Origin of the sequence: Halobacterium yunchengense, assembly GCF_037031165.1 — an archaeon.
Lineage (GTDB): Archaea > Halobacteriota > Halobacteria > Halobacteriales > Halobacteriaceae > Halobacterium > Halobacterium yunchengense.
Window position 1 is genome coordinate 390,513 of the sequence record NZ_JAYEZL010000002.1, and the last position, 16,814, is coordinate 407,326.

General features: G+C 71.6%; 18 protein-coding genes. 9 read left to right on the forward strand and 9 right to left on the reverse strand.

What is annotated here, in order from left to right; translation table 11 throughout:
* Positions 1-80: 80 nt before the first annotated feature.
* Entirely contained in the window at positions 81-3,368 is a 3,288-nt protein-coding gene (gene carB, locus U5911_RS07180; protein ID WP_336036277.1) for a carbamoyl-phosphate synthase large subunit, read from the forward strand.
* Between the two features lie 116 nt (positions 3,369-3,484).
* On the forward strand, positions 3,485-3,958 hold the full coding sequence (locus U5911_RS07185) for a hypothetical protein (RefSeq protein ID WP_336036278.1): 474 nt from the start codon (positions 3,485-3,487) through the stop codon (positions 3,956-3,958).
* On the opposite strand, the gene U5911_RS07190 is transcribed toward U5911_RS07185, so the two are convergent.
* Positions 3,959-4,228 carry a hypothetical protein gene (locus U5911_RS07190; protein WP_336036279.1) on the reverse strand — a complete coding sequence of 90 codons (270 nt, stop codon included), beginning with the start codon at positions 4,226-4,228 and terminating at the stop codon, positions 3,959-3,961.
* A 238-nt stretch (positions 4,229-4,466) separates the two neighbouring features.
* Between U5911_RS07190 and U5911_RS07195 the strand changes: the two genes are divergently transcribed.
* Positions 4,467-6,236: a carbamoyltransferase family protein gene (locus U5911_RS07195; RefSeq protein WP_336036280.1), complete on the forward strand. Its 1,770-nt coding sequence runs from the start codon at positions 4,467-4,469 to the stop codon at positions 6,234-6,236.
* On the opposite strand, the gene carA is transcribed toward U5911_RS07195, so the two are convergent.
* The gene (gene carA / locus U5911_RS07200; protein ID WP_336036281.1) at positions 6,233-7,294 is read right to left on the reverse strand and encodes a glutamine-hydrolyzing carbamoyl-phosphate synthase small subunit; all 1,062 of its coding nucleotides are present in this window, start codon (positions 7,292-7,294) and stop codon (positions 6,233-6,235) included. The genes U5911_RS07195 and carA overlap by 4 nt on opposite strands.
* A gap of 97 nt (positions 7,295-7,391) precedes the next feature.
* On the opposite strand from carA, the gene U5911_RS07205 reads away from it, so the two are divergent.
* From U5911_RS07205 to U5911_RS07215, 3 genes are all read left to right on the forward strand, one after another.
* Positions 7,392-7,805: an Lrp/AsnC family transcriptional regulator gene (locus U5911_RS07205; RefSeq protein ID WP_336036282.1), complete on the forward strand. Its 414-nt coding sequence runs from the start codon at positions 7,392-7,394 to the stop codon at positions 7,803-7,805.
* A gap of 72 nt (positions 7,806-7,877) precedes the next feature.
* Positions 7,878-8,501, forward strand: a complete 624-nt coding sequence (locus U5911_RS07210) for an isopentenyl-diphosphate Delta-isomerase (RefSeq protein WP_336036283.1) — start codon at positions 7,878-7,880, stop codon at positions 8,499-8,501.
* 73 nt (positions 8,502-8,574) lie between these two features.
* Positions 8,575-8,988 (forward strand): desampylase, encoded by a 414-nt coding sequence (locus tag U5911_RS07215; RefSeq protein ID WP_336036284.1) that lies wholly within the window; start codon positions 8,575-8,577, stop codon positions 8,986-8,988.
* Between the two features lie 14 nt (positions 8,989-9,002).
* On the opposite strand, the gene U5911_RS07220 is transcribed toward U5911_RS07215, so the two are convergent.
* Together U5911_RS07220 and U5911_RS07225 are read right to left on the reverse strand one after the other, a co-directional pair.
* On the reverse strand, positions 9,003-9,416 hold the full coding sequence (locus U5911_RS07220) for a DUF7977 family protein (RefSeq protein ID WP_336036285.1): 414 nt from the start codon (positions 9,414-9,416) through the stop codon (positions 9,003-9,005).
* A gap of 5 nt (positions 9,417-9,421) precedes the next feature.
* Positions 9,422-10,462 carry a zinc-binding dehydrogenase gene (locus U5911_RS07225; protein ID WP_336036286.1) on the reverse strand — a complete coding sequence of 347 codons (1,041 nt, stop codon included), beginning with the start codon at positions 10,460-10,462 and terminating at the stop codon, positions 9,422-9,424.
* 90 nt (positions 10,463-10,552) lie between these two features.
* On the opposite strand from U5911_RS07225, the gene U5911_RS07230 reads away from it, so the two are divergent.
* Positions 10,553-11,176 (forward strand): MogA/MoaB family molybdenum cofactor biosynthesis protein, encoded by a 624-nt coding sequence (locus U5911_RS07230; RefSeq protein ID WP_336036287.1) that lies wholly within the window; start codon positions 10,553-10,555, stop codon positions 11,174-11,176.
* Between the two features lie 102 nt (positions 11,177-11,278).
* On the opposite strand, the gene U5911_RS07235 is transcribed toward U5911_RS07230, so the two are convergent.
* On the reverse strand, positions 11,279-11,746 hold the full coding sequence (locus U5911_RS07235) for a hypothetical protein (protein WP_336036288.1): 468 nt from the start codon (positions 11,744-11,746) through the stop codon (positions 11,279-11,281).
* A gap of 223 nt (positions 11,747-11,969) precedes the next feature.
* Between U5911_RS07235 and U5911_RS07240 the strand changes: the two genes are divergently transcribed.
* Both U5911_RS07240 and U5911_RS07245 read left to right on the forward strand, forming a co-directional pair.
* The gene (locus U5911_RS07240; protein WP_336036289.1) at positions 11,970-12,674 is read left to right on the forward strand and encodes a 5-formyltetrahydrofolate cyclo-ligase; all 705 of its coding nucleotides are present in this window, start codon (positions 11,970-11,972) and stop codon (positions 12,672-12,674) included.
* Between the two features lie 286 nt (positions 12,675-12,960).
* The gene (locus tag U5911_RS07245) at positions 12,961-13,392 is read left to right on the forward strand and encodes a hypothetical protein (RefSeq protein ID WP_336036290.1); all 432 of its coding nucleotides are present in this window, start codon (positions 12,961-12,963) and stop codon (positions 13,390-13,392) included.
* Positions 13,393-13,401: 9 nt separating this feature from the next.
* Here the strand turns inward: U5911_RS07245 and U5911_RS07250 are convergent, their stop codons facing one another.
* From U5911_RS07250 to U5911_RS07265, 4 genes are read right to left on the reverse strand one after another with little or no spacing between them, the layout of a single operon-like run.
* A complete protein-coding gene (locus tag U5911_RS07250; protein WP_336036291.1) occupies positions 13,402-13,716 on the reverse strand; it encodes a cupin domain-containing protein in 315 nt (104 codons plus the stop codon).
* Between the two features lie 42 nt (positions 13,717-13,758).
* Positions 13,759-14,073, reverse strand: coding sequence for a DUF7126 family protein (locus tag U5911_RS07255; protein WP_336036292.1), 315 nt, complete (start codon positions 14,071-14,073; stop codon positions 13,759-13,761).
* A 25-nt stretch (positions 14,074-14,098) separates the two neighbouring features.
* A complete protein-coding gene (guaA, locus tag U5911_RS07260; protein WP_336036293.1) occupies positions 14,099-15,016 on the reverse strand; it encodes a glutamine-hydrolyzing GMP synthase in 918 nt (305 codons plus the stop codon).
* Positions 15,016-16,686, reverse strand: a complete 1,671-nt coding sequence (locus U5911_RS07265) for a CTP synthase (protein WP_336036294.1) — start codon at positions 16,684-16,686, stop codon at positions 15,016-15,018. The genes guaA and U5911_RS07265 overlap by 1 nt, the downstream gene beginning before the upstream one ends.
* Between the last annotated feature and the right edge of the window lie 128 nt (positions 16,687-16,814).

A 16,814-nucleotide genomic window follows, 5' to 3' on the forward strand; every position in this document is an offset into this window, starting at 1 on the left:
TTCGATTTTCGTAACTCGACTTCGAAGTTCGCTCTATTCCGCGTAGCTTATTACGATGGGCGAACTCGACACGAGTAGCAATGAGCGAGCACGACGACCGCACGGTACTGCTCATTGGGAGTGGCCCAATCCAGATCGGACAAGCCGCGGAATTCGACTACTCCGGCGCGCAGGCCTGCCGCGCGCTCCAGGAGGAGGGCGTGCGAGTCGTGCTCGTGAACTCCAACCCCGCGACCATCATGACCGACCCCGAGATGGCCGACGCCGTCTACATCGAACCCATCACGACGGACGCCATCGCGGACGTCATCGCCCGGGAGGACCCGGACGGCGTCATCGCGGGGCTCGGCGGCCAGACCGGGCTGAACGTCACCGCCGAGCTCGCCGAGGAGGGCGTCCTCGACGAGTACGACGTCGACGTCATGGGCACGCCGCTGGACACCATCTACGCGACCGAGGACCGCGACCTCTTCCGCCAGCGCATGGAGGACCTCGGCGAGCCCGTGCCCGCGTCGACGACCATCGTGCTCGACGGCGACGAGTCCGTCACCGACCTCACCGAGGACGACCTCCGCGAGCGCGTCGAGGCCGCCGTCGACGAGGTCGGCGGCCTGCCGGTCATCGCGCGCACGACGTACACGCTCGGCGGCAGCGGCTCCGGCGTCGTCCACGAGATGGACGAACTGCTCACGCGCGTCCGGAAGGGCCTGCGGCTCTCCCGGAACGACGAGGTGCTCGTCACGGAGTCCATCGAGGGCTGGATCGAACTCGAGTACGAGGTGATGCGGGACGCCGACGACTCCTGTATCATCGTCTGCAACATGGAGAACATCGACCCGATGGGCATCCACACGGGCGAGTCCACGGTCGTCACGCCCAGCCAGGTCATCCCCGACGACGGCCACCAGGAGATGCGCGACGTCGCGCTCGAGGTCATCCGCGACCTCGGCATCGAGGGCGGCTGCAACATCCAGTTCGCGTGGCGCGACGACGGCACGCCCGGCGGCGAGTACCGCGTCGTCGAGGTGAACCCGCGCGTCTCGCGGTCGTCGGCGCTCGCGTCGAAGGCGACCGGCTACCCCATCGCGAGGGTGACCGCGAAGGTCGCGCTCGGCAAGCGCCTCCACGAGATCACGAACGAGATCACGGGCGAGACCACCGCCGCCTTCGAGCCCGCCATCGACTACGTCGTCACGAAGGTGCCGCGGTGGCCCATCGACAAGTTCGAGGACGTCGACTTCACGCTCTCGACGGCGATGAAGTCCACCGGGGAGGCGATGGCCATCGGCCGCACGTTCGAGGAGAGCTTCCTGAAGGCGCTGCGCAGCTCCGAGTACGACCCCGCCGTGGACTTCGGCGCCGTCGAGGACGACGAACTCCGGGAGGAGTACCTCGAGCGCCCGAGCCCCGACCGGCCGTACGCCGTCTTCGAGGCGTTCGAGCGCGGGTTCGACGTCGACGACGTCGTCGACGCGACCGGGATGCACGAGTGGTACGTCGAGCGCTTCCACCGCATCGTCGACGCCAGCAAGGACGTCGTGGACGGCGAGTTCACGCCCGCGGCGGTCGCCGGCTTCACGAACGCGGAGATCAGCGCGCTCGCCGGGAACGTCTTCGAGGACAGCAGCCTCACGTGGCTGCCGGAGACGCGTGGCGCGTGGCGGACCGCGGACGCGACGGAGGCGGTCGCCGGCGAGGCCGGCGGCAGCGCGGCGGCGGACGAGGACCTCCCGGTCTCGGCCGCGCGGGCCGGCGTCGGCCAGGTCGAGGCCGACGTGCCCGGGCGGACGTACAAGCAGGTCGACACGTGCGCGGGCGAGTTCGAGGCGTCGACGCCGTACTACTACTCCTCGCGCGCGCCGGAGTGGTTCTCGGGGCCCTACGAGGGCGACTCGGCGGCGGGCGAACTCCGCGTTGACCGCGAGGCGGACAGCGTGGTCGTCGTCGGCGGCGGCCCCATCCGCATCGGGCAGGGCGTGGAGTTCGACTACTGTTCGGTCCACGCGGTGCGCGCGCTCCGCGAGGAGGGCATCGAGGCCCACGTCGTCAACAACAACCCGGAGACGGTGTCGACGGACTACGACACCTCGGACGGCCTGTTCTTCGACCCCATCACCGCCGAGGAGGTCGCCGACGTCGTCGAGGCGACGGGCGCCGACGGCGTGATGATCCAGTTCGGCGGGCAGACGTCGGTGGACATCGGCGAGCCGCTCCGCGACGAGCTGGCCCGCCGCGGCGTCGACTGCGACATCCTCGGGACCGGCGTGGAGGCCATCGACCTCGCGGAGGACCGCGACCGCTTCAACCAGCTGATGGACGACCTCGGCGTCAGCCAGCCGGCGGGCGGCTCCGCGACCAGCGAGCGGGAAGCCCTCGACCTCGCGCGCGACCTCGGCTACCCCGTCCTGGTGCGGCCGAGCTACGTGCTCGGCGGCCGCGCGATGCGGGTCGTCCACGACGACGACGAACTCAAACACTACATGGAGGAGGCCGTGCGCGTCAGCCCGGACAAGCCCATCCTGGTCGACGAGTTCCTCGCGGACGCCGTCGAACTGGACGTCGACGCCGTCAGCGACGGCGAGGACGTCCTGATCGGCGGCGTGATGGAGCACGTCGAGGCGGCGGGCGTCCACTCCGGGGACTCGGCGTGCGTGATTCCGCCGCGGTCGCTGGACGACGACACCCTCGCGCGCGTCCGCGAGGTCACCGAGGACATCGCGAGGGCGCTGGACACGGTCGGCCTGCTGAACGTCCAGCTCGCGGTCCGCGACGGGGACGTCTTCGTGCTGGAAGCGAACCCGCGGTCGTCCCGGACGGTGCCGTTCGTCTCGAAGGCGACCGGCGTCCCCATCGCGAAGCTCGCGGCGAAGGTGATGGCCGGCGAGTCGCTGGCCGACCTCGACGTCAGCGAGGGCGTCCCCGAGCAGTACAGCGTCAAGGAGGTCGTGTTGCCGTTCGACCGCCTGCCGGGCTCGGACCCCCGGCTCGGCCCGGAGATGAAGTCCACGGGCGAGGTGATGGGCACCGCGCCCGAGCCCGGGCTGGCGTACTGGAAGGCCCAGCAGGCCGCCGGGAACGCGCCCGAGGTCGGCGGCACCGCGGTCGTCGACCTCGCGGTCGACGGCTTCGAGGCGTACTTCGACGTGGCGTCGTTCGACGACGTGCCCGCCGCCATCAGGCGCGGCGAGGTTGACCTCGTGGTGTCCCGGGACGTCGACGCGCTGCGCACCGCCGTCGAGGAGGAGGTCCCGTACCTCTCGACGGCGGAGAGCGCCGAGGCGCTCGTCGAGGCCCTCGAGTACCACGACGCCGACCTCGCGGTCGCGCCGGTCAGCGACCGCCCCGTGACGGACGAGCGCTGGGGCTGACGGTCGCGTACCGCGGCGACCGTCCCCGCACCTCGCGACTCGGACCTGCGCCGAGCGGCCGGCGTGGCTCCCACGCCGCCCCCGCATACTAACAGGTCCGCGACCGAACGACCGCCATGGACCGAGACCGCGCCCGGCGTCACCTCGCCGGGGCGTCCCGTCCGCGTGCGGCCGTCGCCGGCGCCGTCGTCGCGCTGCTGGCGGTCGCGTCCGTCGCCTTCCTCGCCGGACTCCCCGTCGCGCTCACCGAGTTCACCGGCTGGCTGCTGGTCGTGCCCGGGGTCGCCGTCGCCGCGGGCGTCCTCGGCGCGGGCCTCGTTCCGGCGGTCGGCTCGCTGTGGCTCGTCGGCCTCTGGGGGTACGTCTTCCCGCCCCTGGTCGGCTACCTGAGCGGCGAGTGGGCGCCGGCCGGCCGCTACACGCACCCGCGGATGATGGGGTTCGCGTACGGGTCCGCCCGCGCCGAACTCGTCGGCGCCCTCGAGACGAGCGTCGGCTCCGGGCTGGTGCTGGCGGTCGTGGTCGGGACAGTCGGCTACGGCGTCGGCGCGGGCCTCCGGTGGGTGGCGACGCGGCTGTCCTCGTCGTGACTACGGGACGGCGACGAGGACGACCCCGCCCGCGGCGACGAACGCGGCGAGGGCGTACCACGGCTCCTTCCTGACGGTCCGGCCGGCGACGCTGCCGTACCGCGCGACGCCCAGCGACGCGAGGACGAAGAGGGCGGCGACCGCGCCGGCGAGGACCGCGTAGTCGGCGGTGCGTGCGTACGCGGCGACGGCGCCGACGCACGCGCCGAGCACGGCGGCGTGCCACTCGCGGAACGTCAGTTCGTTGCTGGAGAACACGGACTCCGACATTGTATTCGGTGACTCGCCGCGTGCACAAAGACGATTCGGTCGGCGCTGGGGCACTCGCGACCGGGAACTGGCCGCTGGCGACAGACGTCGGCTTAACGGGACGGTAAGCGCTCTCCCGGCGCGGGCGGCGACGCGGACGCCCCCGGTACAAGACCCATAATAACGACCGGTCCGCGCGTCCCGTCGAGCGCATGGGACACTCGCTTCAGTCACGACCGGCGGCGTCCGGGACGGGCGAATGAGCCGGTACGACCTGGCGTTCAAGCCGAACGTCGACCTCTACGGCCGCCACGACCCGAGCGCGGCCCTCTTCGAGGACGGCGACCTGGCGTTCGCGGTCGAGGAGGAGCGCCTCGTCCGCCGCAAGCACGCGACGGACGTCTTCCCCGAGCGCGCCATCCGCGCGTGCCTGGACGCCCGCGACCTCGAGCTCGCCGACGTCGACCGGCTGCTCGTCCCCCACGTCCCGGACCTCCGCGAGAACATCGCGTTCTCGCACTACCTCCCGGACGCCCTGCGCGTGCCGGGGGCGACGAGCAAGCTCGTCGCGCTCGAGGAGCTGGCGAAGACGCTGTTCAAGGCCAGGTTCCGGCCGGACGCCGTCGTCGAGAACCGCCTCCGGGAGGTCGGCACGCCGGTCCCCGACATCGAGCACCTGAGCCACCACGCCTGTCACGCCGCGAGCGCGTTCCACCCGTCGGGGTTCGACGAGGCGGTCGTGCTCACCGTCGACGCGAAAGGCGAGTACGACTCCACGGTGGTCTGGCGCGGCGACCCGGGCGGCCTCGAGCGCGTCCGCACCTACGAGCACCCGAACAGCCTCGGGCTGTTCTTCGCGGTCGTGACGGAGTTCCTCGGCTACCGGATGTTCAACGGCGAGGGGAAAGTGATGGGGCTGGCGCCGTACGGCGAAGACAACCCCGAGATCGAGCGGACGCTCCGCGAGCTCGTGACGACGGGCGTCGACTACGACGTCACCGCGCTGACGAAGCGCTGGGGGACCGGACACGGCGTCCGGAAGCTCGAGGAGGCGTTCGGCCGGGAGCGCACCGCCGAGCCCGGCGAGTTCGACCAGTGGGAGCGGGACTTCGCGCACACCGCCCAGAAGCTCCTCGAGGAGACCGTCGTGGACCTCGTCGAGGCGTACTGCGAGGCCCTCGACGCGCGGAACGTCGGGCTGGCCGGCGGCGTCGCGCTGAACTGCAAGCTGAACAAGCGCGTCCGCGAGCGCGACGCCGTCGACGAGCTGTTCGTCCAGCCGGTCGCCAACGACGCCGGGCTCGCGCTCGGCGCGGGCTGGCTCGAACAGGACCCGGGCGACGTCCCCGAGCAGTCCACGGTGTACTTCGGGCCGTCCTACGGCACGGACGAGGTGCGGTCGCTGCTCGACGAGGCGAAAGTCGACTACCGCGAGCCCGACGACCTCGAGCGCCTCGTGGCCGAGCGGCTCGCCGACGGCGCCCTCGTCGGGTGGTTCCAGGGCCGCCTCGAGGTCGGGCCGCGCGCGCTCGGGAACCGCAGCATCCTCGCGGACCCGCGGACGGCCGACTCCCGGGACCGCGTCAACGAGTTCGTGAAACACCGCGAGGGGTGGCGGCCGTTCGCGCCCTCGATTCTCGCCGAGGCGGCCGACGAGTACTTCGCCGACGCCGCCCCGTCGCCGTTCATGATCGACACCTTCGACGTGGACCCGGACCGCCGCGACGAGGTGACGGCGGTCCTCCACCCGGCGGACGACACCACCCGCCCCCAGACGGTCACGGCGGAACAGAACCCCCGCTACCACCGGCTCATCTCGGCGTTCGAGTCGATCACGGGCGTCCCGGCCGTCCTGAACACGTCGTTCAACGACCACGGCGAACCCATCGTCGCGACGCCGACGGAGGCCCTGAAGGACTTCTACGCGATGGGCCTGGACCTGCTCGTCCTGGAGGACGCGGTCGTCGAGAAGACGGGGAGTACCGTGTCGTCCGGCGTCGGGTCCGGGTCGCCGGCGACCGACGGCTAGTCCGCGGCGAGGGGCGTTCGACAGTCGTCGGGCAGCGCCAGCACGTCGTCGAAGAAGTCGAGGCTGTCGTGGGGGCCGGGGTTGGCCTCGGGGTGGTACTGGCGCGTGATGACCCCGAGTTCCGCGGAGTCCAGTCCCTCCGGCGTGTCGTCGTTGACGTTCACCTGCGTGACCTCGAGGTCGCCGGGGTCGGCGACCGAGTAGCCGTGGTTCTGCGTGGTCATCACGACCCTCCCGGAGTCGTAGTCGAGGACGGGCTGGTTCACGCCGCGGTGGCCGAAGTCCATCTTCTCGGTGTCGCCGCCGAGCGCGCGCGCGACGACCTGCTGGCCGAGGCAGATGCCCGCGACGGGGACGTCGCCGACGAACGCCTCGACGAGCGTCTGGGCGGCGTCGAAGTTCGCGGGGTCGCCGGGGCCGTTCGAGACGAACAGGACGTCGGGGTCGAGTTCGGCGACCTCGTCGGGCGCGGTGTCGTAGGGGAGGACGTGGACGGTGGCGCCGCGCTCGACGAGGCAGTCGACGATGGAGCCCTTCGCGCCGCAGTCGATCAGCGCAACGTCGGTGTCGCCGTCGCCGTGGACCTCGGGTTCGTCGACGCTGACGCGGCTGCCGATGTCCGTGAGCTCGCTCATGTGCGGACAGTCCTCGAGTTCGGCCTTCGCGGCCTCCGGCGTGGCGTCGGGGCCGGCGGCGATGCCGACCTTCATCGCGCCGCCCTCGCGGATGTCGAGGACGAGGTCGCGGGTGTCGAGGCCGTCGACGGCGGGGACGCCCTCCTCGGCGAGCCAGTCGGCGACGTCGTCGGTGAGCTCGCGCGCGACGACGGCGCTGGGGTGGACGCGGTCGGACTCGAATCGCTGTTCGCGGACGCCGTAGTTCCCGATGAGGGGGTACGCGAAGGTGAGCACCTGTGCCTCGTAGGAGGGGTCCGTGAGGCTCTCCTCGTAGCCGGTGTACGCCGTGGTGAACACGAGCTCGCCTCGCGCCGCTCCCGGGGAGCGGGCGTTGGCTTCGACCACGTCGCCGGTCTCTAACGCGAGGTACGCGTCCGACATTACGAGATTCAAACGGAGGGCCGGAGTATAAATCTTGCTTTCGTAGCTGAGTTACGAATTTCGAAATCCTTTTTGCGTGCTGGCGTGATGGACGGACATGGACGACATCGACCGCCGCATCCTCGACGCGCTGCGACGGGACGCCCGCACGCCGTACACGGAGATCGCCGACGACGTCGGCGTCAGCGAGGGCACCGTCCGCAACCGCGTCGACAGCCTCCTCGAGGACGGCGTCATCGAGCGGTTCACCGTCTCCACGTCCACGGGGAACGTCAAGGCGATGATCGAGATCGGCGTCGCCATGGACGTCGACACCCACGAGGTCGGCGACCGAATGGTCGACTGGGAGCAGGTGGACTTCGTCTGGCAGGTCTCCGGCGAGGACGACATCGTGCTCGTCGTCGACGCCGCGGACACCGGCGGCGTCAACGACCTCGTGACGAAGGCCCGCGAACAGGAGGAGGTCGTCTCCACGAAGACCCGGCTCATCCTCGACGAGAAGATGGGGTGACCGCGGCGCGGCCGCCGGCCCACCGCACGCCGAGTCGAAGCGCTATTGTCCCGGGTCCACGTCCGTGCGTGCATGAGCGAATCAGGGCCGGACGCGCCCGTGGAGTCCGCGCGGGACGACGAGACCGCCGAGAACGCCGAGCAGGACGTCGTCGCCGTCGACGCCTACGACGAGAAGGAGGGCGTCGCGAACCGCCTCGACGCGCACACCGGCGACGGCGTCCGCCACCGCGCGTTCACGTGCCTGCTGTTCGACGAGGACGGCCACGTCCTGCTCGCCCAGCGCGCCGCGCGCAAGCGACTCTGGGACACCCACTGGGACGGCACCGTCGCCAGCCACCCCGTCGAGGGCCAGAGCCAGCGGGCGGCCACCCGGGAGCGACTCGAGGAGGAACTCGGCATCAAAGCCGACCAGTACGGCGACCTCGAGGTGACCGACCGCTTCGAGTACAAGCGGTACTACCTCGACGAGGGCGTCGAGTGGGAGGTCTGTGCGGTGCTGCAGGCGACGCTGACGGACACGAGCCTCGACCGCGACCCCGACGAGGTCGGCGGCGTCATGTGGGTCGACTACGAGGACCTCTACGAGAACCCCCGGTACTACCGCCAGCTCCGCCTCTGTCCGTGGTTCGAGATCGCGATGCGCCGGGACTTCGAGGGCGACGCCGACCCGGTGCCGGACGGCACCCGCGAGTAGACCGTCCCGGGGGCGGTCTCGCCGGTCGCGGTGGCTCGCGGGGGTTTTTGCGGCTCCGCTGCGAACTGTGCGTGTGCTCGCCCTGAGTCGGTCGGCGTACGACGCGATTCTCGACCACGCGCGAGCGGACGCGCCCCGTGAGGCCTGCGGGGCGCTGCTCGGCGCTCGCGGCGACGACCGCGTCCTCGCGGAGGCCGCCCGCCGCGTGCCGAACGTCGCGGACGCGCCGCGCGTGACCTACGAACTCGACTCGGAGGCGACCCTGGCGGTCTTCGACGAGGCGGAGGCGACCGGTCGCGACGTCGTCGGCTTCTACCACTCCCACCCGGCGGGACCGGCGGAGCTGAGCGACACGGACCGCGAACGGGCGTCCTGGCCGGGCTACGTCTACGTGCTCGCGTCGCTGGCGGCGCGCCCGCCGACCCTGGACGCGTGGAGGTGGACGGGCGACACCTTCGAGCGCGAACCCGTCACCGTCGAGGAGTGAGCGTCCGTCGTGGCCTACCGGCCGCGGACGGCCGTCCAGAGGCCGATGGCGCCCAGCAGGAGCGCCGGGACCATGGGGACCGCCAGGTAGGTGTCCCGGAACCCGAGCCCGAAGCTCCCCGGACCGACGACGTAGAGGTACAGCGGCGCGAGGACCCCCGAGACCACCAGCGCGGCGACGACCGCCCACTGCGCTCGCTCGCTCATTCCGTCCGGGCCGCCGTCCGCGGGGACGTTCCCGGCGGCCTCGGCCTCGCTGCCGGCGGCGTCGCCGGCCGTCACGGAGCCGGTCGCGTCGCTGGCAGACACCGCGTCGTCCGCGTCGCTGGCGGTGGCGTCACTCGCGTCGCTGGCAGACACCGCGTCGTCCGCGTCGCTGGCGGTGGCGGGCCGGTCGGTCGAACGCTCGCTGGTGTGCTCGGTCCCCATCGAAGTCAGTACTCGCTGTCGGGCTTTACGACTACCTTCCCAAAGCCCTCCCGGTTCTCCAGCAGCTCGTGGGCCCGCGCCGTCTCGCTCATCGGGAGCACCTCGCGGATTCGCGGCTCGAACGTGCCGTCCCAGACGAGCGCGAGGGCGTCGTCGACCTCGCCGGGCGTCGCCATCGTCGACCCGAGCACGGTGAGCTGGTTCCAGAACAGCCGCTGGACGTGGGTCTGCGGCCGGCCGCCCGTCGTCGCGCCGCAGGTCACGAGGCGGCCGCCCTTCGCGAGCGACGCCAGGGAGCTGTCCCACGTCGCCTCGCCGACGTGGTCGACGACCACGTCCACGCCGCGCTTGCCGGTCTCCGACCGGACGACGTCCGCGAAGTCCTCGTCCTCGTAGTTCACGACGTGGTCGGCGCCGATCTCCGCCGCGTACCGGAGCTTCTGTTCGCTGCTCGCCGTCGCCCACACCTCGGCGCCGGCGTGGGCGGCGATCTGGACCGCCGCGTGGCCGACGCCGCCGCTCGCGCCGAGCACGAGCACCGTCTCGCCGGCCTCGACGTCGGCGCGCGTGTGCAGCATCCGCCACGCCGTCTGGAAGACCAGCGGCGCGGCCGCCGCCGTCTCCCAGTCGACGCCCTCGGGCACCGCCACGAGGTTGTCCTCGGGCACCGCCGCGAGCTCGCTGTGCACGCCCGGCACGTGCTCGCCGAGCACGTGGAACGACGTGCACAGCGGGTACTCCCCGTCCCGGCAGAACTCGCAGTCACCGCAGAACACGCCCGCGGACACCGCGACGCGGTCGCCCTCGGAGAAGCGCGTCACGTCCGCGCCGGTCTCCACGACGACGCCCGCGCCGTCGCTGCCCGGCACGTGGGGCATCTCGAGGTCGAGCTGGGGCATGCCGCGGCGCGTCCACACGTCCAGGTGGTTCAGCGCGCCCGCCTTCACGTCCACGAGCACGTCGCCGCGGCCGACCTCGGGGTCCGGGACCTCGCGGTAGTCGATGACGTCCGTGCCGCCGTGCCCGTCGAAGACAGTCGCCTGCATGTCCGGACGGTCGCGGCCGGCGACCAAAACTGTGGGGTCGTCGCTGCCGCCGGGGGAGACGTTTTCCCACCGGGGTGCGAACCCGGGGGTATGGTCGACTTCCAGTCCAGGGACACGCGCCGCGCGCCGGACGGCGACGGCGAGGACGAGGACGAGGAACCGGCGGACGACCAGCACGACGCAGACGGGGACGGCGACCACGCTCACGAGGAGGACGCCCACGACCACCACCACCACGACGCCGACGAGGTGGGCGTCGCCGTCCTCACGGTGTCGTCCTCGCGGTCGCTCGACGACGACCCGGCGGGCGACGCCGTCGCCGCGGCGTTCGAGGCCGACGGCCACGAGGTCGTCACGCGCGAACTCGTCCGGGACAGCTACGACACCGTCCAGGGCGGCGTCGACAACCTCGCGAGCAGGGGGGACGTCGACGTCGTCGTCACCACGGGCGGCACGGGCGTGACGCCCGACGACGTCACCGTGGAGGCCGTGGAGCCGCTGTTCGACAAGGAGCTCCCGGGGTTCGGCGAGCTGTTCCGGCGGCTGTCCTACGAGGAGATCGGCGCGAAGGTCGTCGCGACGCGCGCGACAGCGGGAGTCGCCGACGGCGTCCCCGTGTTCTGTCTGCCTGGCAGCGAGCACGCCGCCGAACTCGGCTGCGAGTCGGTCGTCGTCCCCGAGATCGGCCACCTCGTCGGGCTCGCGGGGCGGTAGGCGGCCGCGCCGCTGCACACGATAGCGGTCGCGGAGAAAACGGTGGACTGCGGCGTCGGAACCGGCTGTGCCTGCTGTACCTGCGGTCAGTCGCCGGGAGCGTTACGCGACGGGCGCGGCGTCGCTGGCGTGCTCGCTCCCCGTGGACTGGCCGCCCTCGGCGTCCTGGGACGCCTCGTCGCCGCTGTCGCCGTCGTCGCCGAGCAGGTCGCTCAGCGCGTGTCCGAGGTTGTCGATTTCACCGTCGAGGTAGCTCCCGATGCGGTCGTGGACCTCGGAGACGTGATCCGGGACCTGGTCGGGCAGCTCGCTCGGCGGTCCCCGGGCCGCCTCGTCGTTCTCGTCGGCGTTCGCGTTCTCGTCGCTGCCGTCGGCGTCCTCGCTCGTCGACTGGTTCTCGGCAGTGTCGGCGTCACTGCCGCCGGCGTCGTCCGGTGCGTTCGCGTCCGGGCCGTCCGGGGTCTGGTCGCTGGCCTGTCCGTCCGCGGGTGTCGCGGCGCCGGCCGCCGCGACGCCGCCCACGAGGGCGGTCGCCGCGACGAGCAGCGCGAGCAGTTTGCGTGCGGTCATCGCAGTCGCCTCTGGTCGCGGCGCCCACTTAACCCCCGGAAGCCCTGAACCCGGATTTCTCCGCCGAGGAGCCGTCTCAAGCCCGATTAACGCGAGTTCGCGCCGAGTTAGACGCGGATTTCGAGGGGGTGCGGCCGGCCCGCCCGGCCCGGGGCCATTCCGCCGCTCGCGCGCGCCACCCGGCCGCGAAGCGGTGAAGTTCCCGCGCGCCGTCGCGGCACGCATGGACAAGCAGGCACTCCGCGAGCGCGTCTGGGACGACCTCGAGGCGTCGGGCGTCGCGCGGTTCCCGTTCCCGCCCCGGGACCGCATCCCGAACTTCGCGGGCGCCGCGGACGCGGCCGACCGCCTCGCCGCGACCGAGGAGTGGCGCGGGGCGGACGTCGTGAAGGCGAACCCGGACGCGCCCCAGCTGCCGGTCCGCCGCGCGGCGCTGCGCGCGGGCAAGACCGTCTACGTGGCCGTGCCGCGGCTCCGCGACCGCGAGTGCTTCCTCCGGCTGGACCCCGACGCCGTCGACGACGTGGACGACGCGACGACCGTCGGCGGCGTCGGCGACTACGGCGACCCGGTCGGTCCCGGCGACGTCGAGCCGGTCGACCTTGTCGTCTCTGGGAGCGTCGCGGTGACCGAGCGCGGCGAGCGCGTCGGCAAGGGCGAGGGGTACAGCGACCTCGAGTTCGCGCTCCTCCGCGAGTTCGACCGCGTCGACGACGACACGACCACCGCGACGACCGTCCACGAGCGCCAGGTCGTCGACGACGACGTCCCCACCGACCGCCACGACGTGCCGATGGACCTCGTGGTGACGCCCGAGCGCACCGTCCGAACGGACCACCGGGGCGGCAAACCCGCCGGCGTCGACTGGCGGGCGCTCGACGAGGCGCGCGTCGCCGAGATCCCGGCGCTGGCCGCTCTCCGGGAGTGAACGGGGCGGCCTGCGGCAGCGACGTGGCGGAGAACGCTCTGGCGCGGGAGCGCGGTGTCCCCGACACGAGCGGAACCGACGGGAAGTGACGGTGGAGGGGCCGTCGAGGTGGCTCGAACCGGGGGAGAGGGGGTCGAACCGACGGTTCGGGGGGAAGTGGTCACTTCCCACGCGCCGGTTCAGGACACACCACGATATGCCTTCGCCGAAGAAAATTTTCGTTAGCTCGCTGACTAGTGTGTCGGGGGACGAAACTTATCCGGGAGAGCGCCGTACGACGGCGTGCATGCCGCTCTCGGGCGACGACGCGACCCGCGACGAGGCCCCGGACGCCGGCCAGGACGACGCCGGCGGGACTCGCGAGGCCGACGTCGGTGGGATTCGGGAAGACGACGCCGGCGGGACTCGCGAGGCCGACGCCGGTGGGACTCGCGAGGACGACGCCGGCGGGTCTCACGAGGCCGACGCCGGTGGGACTCGCGAGGACGACGCCAGCGCTGCCCGGACTCGCGCCGACGCGGAGGCGGCGCTGAGCGAGGCGCTCGAGGACGCGGACGGCGACCCCTCGTGTGCGCTGTGCTCGAAGCCCGCCGACTACTTCCTCTACGAGGCCGGCCACGTCGCGAAGTTCGTCTGCTGGGAGCACGTCAGCCCCCACAGCGCCGCCGTCGACCACGCCGACGTCCGGCCGGGCCGGCCGGTCGCGCTGTCGCTGTGACGCTCCCGACTACTCCATCGGCGCCATCGTCGCCGTGAACACCGCCGCGTCGTCGCTCTCGTTGCGCGCGCCGTGGGGGACGCCGCGCTCGTGGACGACCACGCCCGGCGCCTCGATCCGCTCTTCCTCGTCGCCCTGCACGACCACGACCTCGCCGTCGAGGACGTGGAACGCGTTCGTCTGGTCGGCGTGCTCGTGCGGTTCGACCTCGGCGCCGGGGCCGAGCGCGAACGCCTTCACGAGCGCGTCCCCGGAGTAGTACAGTTCCTCGGTGAGGACTTCGCCCTCGTCGGGGTCGAGGTCCGGATACCGGTCGAGTGCCATACCGTCCCCGAGGGCGGCGGGCGAGTTAGAAGTGTGGGGGGCTCAGGCCAGTTCCTCGGCGACGGTCTCGGCGTCCAGCAGTTCGGGGTCGACCGCGAGGTCGAGGACGCCCTTCACGAACTCCGGCACGGAGTCCGGCGTGTACGCGACGGTCTTCAGGTCGGGGTTGCGCTCTTTCGCGACGGGAATCGCGGTCGCCTCGCCGACGTCCGTGACGACGAGGAGGTCGGCGTCCTCGACGCCCGCCTCGCTGAGGCGGTCGCCGGAGGCGACGCCCTCGATGCGCGTGACTGTCACGCCCTCCGCGGTGAGGGCGGCGACGATGCCGCGGTCCGGACCGACGACGATTGCCTTCATTGGTGTGGGTTGGCTGCGTGCGGGGTCACTCGTACTCGATGGTCGCGGGCGGTTTGTGCGTGACGTCGTAGACGACCCGGGAGACGTCGTCGACGGTGCCGGCGATGCGGGACTGGAGCCGCTGGAGGGTCTCCCAGTCGAGCTCCTGGGCGCGCGCGGTCATGCCGTCCCGGGACTCGACCGAGCGCACCGCGACGACGTAGCCGTGCACGCGGTTGTCGCCTTTCACGCCCGTCGCCTTCCCGAGGATGGCGGCGAACGCCTGCCAGGGGTCGTACTCGTCGAGTTCCTCCTCGACGATGGCGGTCGCCTCGCGGGCGACCCGGAGCTTGTCCTCGGTGACCTCGCCGAGCACGCGCACCGCGAGCCCGGGCCCCGGGAACGGCATGCGCTCGCTGATGATCTCCTCCAGGCCGAGGTGGCGCGCGACCTCCCGCACCTCGTCCTTGTAGAGGTCGCGCATCGGCTCGACGATGCCCTCGAAGTCCACGCGCTCGGGCAGGCCGCCGACGTTGTGGTGGCTCTTGATGGTGCCCTCGCTCTCGATGCGGTCCGGGTAGATGGTGCCCTGCACGAGGTAGTCGGCGTCGACCTCGCCGGCGACCGCCTCGAACTCCCGGATGAACTGCTCGCCGATGACGTGGCGCTTCTCCTCGGGGTCGGTGACCCCCGCGAGCGCGTCGAGGAAGCGGTCCTGCGCGTCGACGACGCGGAGGCTGTCCATGTAGTCGAAGACCTCCCGGATCTCCTCGGTCTCGCCCTTCCGCATCAGGCCCGTGTCCACGTAGACCGGCACGAGCTGGTCGCCGACCGCCTCGTACGCCAGGGCGGCCGCCGTCGAGGAGTCGACGCCGCCAGACAGCGCGATGATGGCGGTGCTGTCGCCGAGTTCCTCGCTGATTTCGGCTTTCGCGTCCGCGACGAACTCCTCGACGTCGACCATCAGTTCGTCACCCCCGCTTGGACGTCCGCGTCACCGCCGTCGCGGGCCTCCACGTCCGCGCGCTCCAGGACGGCGTCCAGCAGCCCGACGAACGGCGGGCTCGCCCGGGTCGGCCGCGACCGGAACTCGGGGTGGAACTGCGTCCCGAAGAAGAACGGGTGGTCGTCGTACTCCAGGATCTCCATGCGGTTGCCGGCCTCCCCGGAGAACGTCAGGCCGTCCTCGGTGAGGTCGTCGATGTACTCGGGGTTGACCTCGTAGCGGTGGCGGTGGCGCTCCGTGCAGGACGTCGACCCGTAGAGGTCGTGGGCGAGCGTCCCCGGCTCGATCTCGGTCTCGTGGGCGCCCAGCCGCATCGTGCCGCCGAGGTCCTCGAGGTCGTACTGCTCGGGCAGCAGGTCGATGACGGGGTACGGCGTGTCCTCGTCGATCTCCGTGGAGTGGGCGCCGTCCATCCCGAGGACGTCGCGGGCGTACTCGACGACCGCCAGCTGGAACCCCAGGCAGAGCCCGAGGAACGGCACGTCGTGCTCGCGGGCGTACTCGATGGCGCGGATCTTCCCCTCGGTGCCACGGGAGCCGAACCCGCCGGGGACGACGACGCCGTCGGCCTGCCGGAGGCGGTCGCGGTGCTCGTCGTTCATCTTCTCGGAGTCCACCCAGAGGACGTTCACGTCGACGCCGCGCTCCAGGCCCGCGTGCTTCAGCGCCTCGTGGATGCTCATGTAGGCGTCCTCGAGGGCGTACTTCCCGACGAGCGCGACGTCGACCTCGCCGGTGCGCTCCCGGGTGACGAGGTCGCGCCACTCCGTCGAGCGCTCGTCGGCGGGGAGCGCGTCGTCCCGCACGTCGAAGTGCTCCATCACGTACTCGTCGAGGCCCTCCTCCTCGACCATCAGGGGGACGTGGTAGACGTCCTCGACGTCCGGGTTCGAGAACACCGCCTCCGTGGGGACGTCGCAGAACAGCGCGATCTTCTCCTTGACGTCGGGCTCGAGGCGGTCCTCGCAGCGACCCACGATGACGTCCGGCTGGAGACCGATCGACCGGAGCTCCTTCACGGAGTGCTGGGTGGGCTTGGTCTTCTGTTCGCCGGTCTTCGAGTACGGGACGAGCGTGACGTGTGCGAACAGGATGTCCTCGTCGTCCTCCTCGTGGCTGAACTGCCTGAGCGCCTCGAGGTACGGCATCCCCTCGATGTCCCCGACGGTGCCGCCGATCTCGACGATGCAGACGTCGTTGCCCTCGGCGGCCTCACGGACGCGGCGCTTGATGTCGTCGGTGACGTGCGGGATGACCTGGACGGTCTTCCCGAGGTAGTCGCCGGCGCGCTCGCGCTCGATGACCTCCTGGTAGACCTTCCCCGTGGTGACGTTGTGGTCGGAGGTCATGTCCACGTCGAGGAACCGCTCGTAGTTCCCGAGGTCGAGGTCGACCTCGCCCCCGTCTTTCAGCACGTACACCTCGCCGTGCTGGTACGGGTTCATGGTGCCCGCGTCGACGTTCAGGTAGGGGTCGATCTTGACGGCGGTGACGTCGAAGCCCGCGTTCGAGAGAAGGCGCCCCAGGCTGGCGGCGGTGATGCCCTTCCCGAGTCCCGACATCACGCCGCCGGTGACGAACACGAACTTGCTCCCCAGTGACGGGTCGTATCCGGTCTCCGTCGGCATACTGACCGTGCGGCGGGCGTGGCAAAAACCGTTTCGGGACGCCCGCCGGCGCGCCAGCGAGTCGCACGCGCCGTCCTCTGCGTCCCGGGTTCGCGAGTCGCACGCGCCGTTTCCGCATCCGGGTTCGG

Coding starts and splice junctions, on each gene's coding strand:
- carB (WP_336036277.1), top strand. CDS start 81: ATGAGCGAGCACGACGACCGCACGGTACTGCTCATTGGGAGTGGCCCA.
- U5911_RS07185 (WP_336036278.1), top strand. CDS start 3,485: ATGGACCGAGACCGCGCCCGGCGTCACCTCGCCGGGGCGTCCCGTCCG.
- U5911_RS07190 (WP_336036279.1), bottom strand. CDS start 4,228: ATGTCGGAGTCCGTGTTCTCCAGCAACGAACTGACGTTCCGCGAGTGG.
- U5911_RS07195 (WP_336036280.1), top strand. CDS start 4,467: ATGAGCCGGTACGACCTGGCGTTCAAGCCGAACGTCGACCTCTACGGC.
- carA (WP_336036281.1), bottom strand. CDS start 7,294: ATGTCGGACGCGTACCTCGCGTTAGAGACCGGCGACGTGGTCGAAGCC.
- U5911_RS07205 (WP_336036282.1), top strand. CDS start 7,392: ATGGACGACATCGACCGCCGCATCCTCGACGCGCTGCGACGGGACGCC.
- U5911_RS07210 (WP_336036283.1), top strand. CDS start 7,878: ATGAGCGAATCAGGGCCGGACGCGCCCGTGGAGTCCGCGCGGGACGAC.
- U5911_RS07220 (WP_336036285.1), bottom strand. CDS start 9,416: ATGGGGACCGAGCACACCAGCGAGCGTTCGACCGACCGGCCCGCCACC.
- U5911_RS07225 (WP_336036286.1), bottom strand. CDS start 10,462: ATGCAGGCGACTGTCTTCGACGGGCACGGCGGCACGGACGTCATCGAC.
- U5911_RS07230 (WP_336036287.1), top strand. CDS start 10,553: ATGGTCGACTTCCAGTCCAGGGACACGCGCCGCGCGCCGGACGGCGAC.
- U5911_RS07235 (WP_336036288.1), bottom strand. CDS start 11,746: ATGACCGCACGCAAACTGCTCGCGCTGCTCGTCGCGGCGACCGCCCTC.
- U5911_RS07240 (WP_336036289.1), top strand. CDS start 11,970: ATGGACAAGCAGGCACTCCGCGAGCGCGTCTGGGACGACCTCGAGGCG.
- U5911_RS07245 (WP_336036290.1), top strand. CDS start 12,961: ATGCCGCTCTCGGGCGACGACGCGACCCGCGACGAGGCCCCGGACGCC.
- U5911_RS07250 (WP_336036291.1), bottom strand. CDS start 13,716: ATGGCACTCGACCGGTATCCGGACCTCGACCCCGACGAGGGCGAAGTC.
- U5911_RS07255 (WP_336036292.1), bottom strand. CDS start 14,073: ATGAAGGCAATCGTCGTCGGTCCGGACCGCGGCATCGTCGCCGCCCTC.
- guaA (WP_336036293.1), bottom strand. CDS start 15,016: ATGGTCGACGTCGAGGAGTTCGTCGCGGACGCGAAAGCCGAAATCAGC.
- U5911_RS07265 (WP_336036294.1), bottom strand. CDS start 16,686: ATGCCGACGGAGACCGGATACGACCCGTCACTGGGGAGCAAGTTCGTG.